The sequence below is a fragment of the Spirosoma pulveris genome, assembly GCF_054781875.1.
The window spans coordinates 1-3081 of sequence record NZ_BAAGTO010000045.1 but is presented as its reverse complement, the minus strand read 5'-3'; the positions used below and the strand labels follow the sequence as shown (position 1 = coordinate 3081).

2 protein-coding genes are annotated in these 3081 nt (G+C 51.8%); both read right to left on the bottom strand.

Annotated features, from left to right (window positions below):
• Positions 1 to 217: 217 nt before the first annotated feature.
• Positions 218 to 1759 (bottom strand): sensor histidine kinase, encoded by a 1542-nt coding sequence (locus ACYVJM_RS31940; protein ID WP_461152179.1) that lies wholly within the window; start codon positions 1757 to 1759, stop codon positions 218 to 220.
• Between the two features lie 432 nt (positions 1760 to 2191).
• On the bottom strand, positions 2192 to 2791 hold the full coding sequence (locus tag ACYVJM_RS31935) for a hypothetical protein (RefSeq protein WP_461152178.1): 600 nt from the start codon (positions 2789 to 2791) through the stop codon (positions 2192 to 2194).
• Positions 2792 to 3081: the final 290 nt, after the last annotated feature.

Below are 3081 nucleotides of genomic sequence, written 5' to 3'. Positions count from 1 at the left end.
GGGACGCGGTTGGACAGTTGAAAACAAGTGACTTGTTTATCGGTATAGTCTTTTCTGCCTTGCATACCTCAAGATACAGAAAAGGCTACTTAAATCTCTAGGTAGAGTTGTGCAACAGCCACGAGCGTTATCTGAGAATGGGCTTATAAGTGAGTGAGTGCCTCTAAAAAAGGGACTTACCAACAGATTACTAACAGAACACCATCGAACCCGTGTCCTACACCGGTAAGTAGAGGGTAAAAGTGGCCCCTTGATCGGGTTGACTGCTGGCCCTAATTGCCCCGCCATGGTTGGTGATGACCCTCTGGCAAATGGCCAGTCCAATGCCCGTACCGGCATACGCATTCTTGCCATGCAGCCGCTGGAAAACCTGAAAGATGTGGTCCCGGTACTGCTCATCAAAACCAATTCCGTTATCGATCACCGCAATCTGGTAGTAGGCCATAGCTGATCGGGCGGGCTTAAGACCGGAAGGCAACTGATCGGCCGCTACCTGGTTGGCCTTAATGACAATGTGAGGAGCCACCCCCGTACGCCGAAACTTAAGGGCATTGGTCAGCAGATTTTGAAACAGCTGATACAACTGCGAAGCATCGCCCTCTATAGTAGGTAGGGGGTCAACACGCACTTGTGCGCCCGTTTCCTGGATGCTCATCTCGACCGTGGATAGCACTTGAACAAGCACCTCATCCAGGGACACCGACCCGCTGGCCTCCCGCTGGGTAGCAATGCGTGAGAAGTCTAAGAGGTCTTTGATCAGGGTGGACATGCGTTTGGCGGCGGACTGCATCCGCTCCAGATAGGCTAGCTCATCGCCTACCGAACCGGTATAGCGACTCTTGAGCAGGTCACCAAACGATTGAATCTTGCGTAAGGGTTCCTGCAAGTCATGAGAGGCCACAAAGGCGAACTGTTGCAGGTTCTCGTTGGAGCGTTGCAGGTCCTGATTGGCCAGCTGCAACTGGTGCGTTTGCTGGGCGACGCGCTGTTCGAGGAGTTCTTGACTCAGTTTGTGCTGGGTAATTTCCACCACCATGCCCACAAAGCGGGTAGCCACTCCTTGCTGGTCAAAGTAAGCCTGCCCCTGGGCCCGGACCCAGCGCAACTGGCCATCAATTAAGCCCACAGTGCGGTACTCGATGGAATAAAAGCCCGCCTGGTGGCCTTGCAGGGCAGCCTGAACGACGGCATCGGTTCGCTCCCGGTCATCGGGGTGCAGCCCTTGCAGAAACAGCGGATAGCTGACGCTGGCCTGGGGTGGTAAGCCGAACAAAGCTCTGCATTGATCCGACCAGATCAGCTCGCCCGTAGCGGGGTTGAGGTCCCAGGTGCCCAGCTCGGTCGAGTCGATGGCCATCTGTAACCGCTGCTGGGTGATCTTCAACTCGTGGATGTCGGTGACCGAGCCGACAAAGCCCAGAAAGGTTTCCTGAGAATCAAAGCGGGGGCGGCCCGTATCTCTCATCCAGCGGTAGGTGCCGTCGGCGGCTCGTAGTCGATAGTCCAGTGCGAAGGGTTGGTGGGCCTGGTTGGCGGCCAGGAAGATGGCGCCCGCCGGCTGAGCGTCGTCGGGGTGGACCGCCCTCAGCCAGCCTAAGCCCAACGCCTCAGGCTGGCTTTGCCCGGTGTAGTCATACCAGCGCTGGTTGAGGAACACACAGCTAGCATCGGGTTGGGTGACCCAAATCATCACCGGCAGATCGTCGGCCAGGAGCAGGAACTGGTCTAAGTGGGTAGGGTCGGGTAGGGCAGATGGCATGCGGGAAGGTGCTATGAATCAGTCTCAGGGTAAGGAAGTGCTCATGAATGGCATCCCCGGTAAAGTTAATCTGGGTGGGTTAGGGGTTAGCGAATCTCTGGGCTGAGCGGTAAAGTTCGTTTATTTGGATGATAACCGGGGAATTTACCGGGCAAAATGCCCCCGCCTGATCAACTAATTCGACCGGATCAAGATTCGGTTAGTGGCAGCCAAAGACCGCCGGTCGTCGGTTCAATCGCCTTAGGGAGAAAGAAAGGGCTGCCAGGCGCAGAGAGAGATGTTGCTCCAGTTTACAACCGCCTGGCTTTGTCATTGCTTTTAAAACGCCCCATTATAGGACATGCAAATCTCCTTCGTTTCATTTGGGAGCATCAAGTGAGATGCCCAATGTGAATAGTTACTCAACGGAGAAGTTATACTATTGCCTTAGCGTTATTGATCACTGTCCAATCGAATCAAGTGGCTGCTGGGGAGTCGATTGGTGATCCAGATGAGGAATAGCGTTTGAAAAACTAACGTAAAAGGAATAATCGAAATGTTTTTGAGAAACAGAATCAATACCCATTCCGAACTCTGCTCAGAAATAAGTTGACGACGGGTTAAGGTAATATACAAGCAGGTTTGGTAGGCAATATGATCAATGAGGGCATTAAACCCGTAGGCCAGCAGTAGAAACGCTCCTAGATTCATCAGGATAATTACCCACCGTTTACGAATTGTCAGCAGCGCCAGCCGCCAGTTTTTATGACGGGTAGCTTTACTGCGTGCTACTCGGCTAATTTTAGCTAGCCCACTTTGCATATTAGCCAATCCCAAGGCATAGAGCACAAGAGCAACTCGAGCACTCTCAATGAGAACTTCCAGCAGCATGTGGAAGAAAGGGCTTATTGGTCCAAAGGCCAGGAGCTGAATTGTTCGTCCTACTGCTGCCACTAAACCCAAGCCCAGAATAAGCCAAAAGTGCTGTTTGATGAATCCAACGGTATATAAGATCCATTCAAAGGATTTCGATGCGTTTCGAAGCGTTTTCATAAGTAGCCCGCAAAGTCGAAGTAACTCTAATTACTAGATAACAAAGCACGATGCAAGGCCATACACATAAGCGGTTGAATTAGAGGACACACGGAGTGTCAATTTAAAGGGATATCTAAAGGAGTCAAATGAGAGCTAAAGCTTAACAGATGCTTATTGAGTTGTCTCATTGAGGAGCGTGGCTGTTGCACAACTCTGCCAGTGCCTAAAACTGCATGATAGATGGAGTTTTTGTACCTTCAGCTATCTATGCAAGGCAGAAAACACGACCGCGAAAAACTCATCACCTC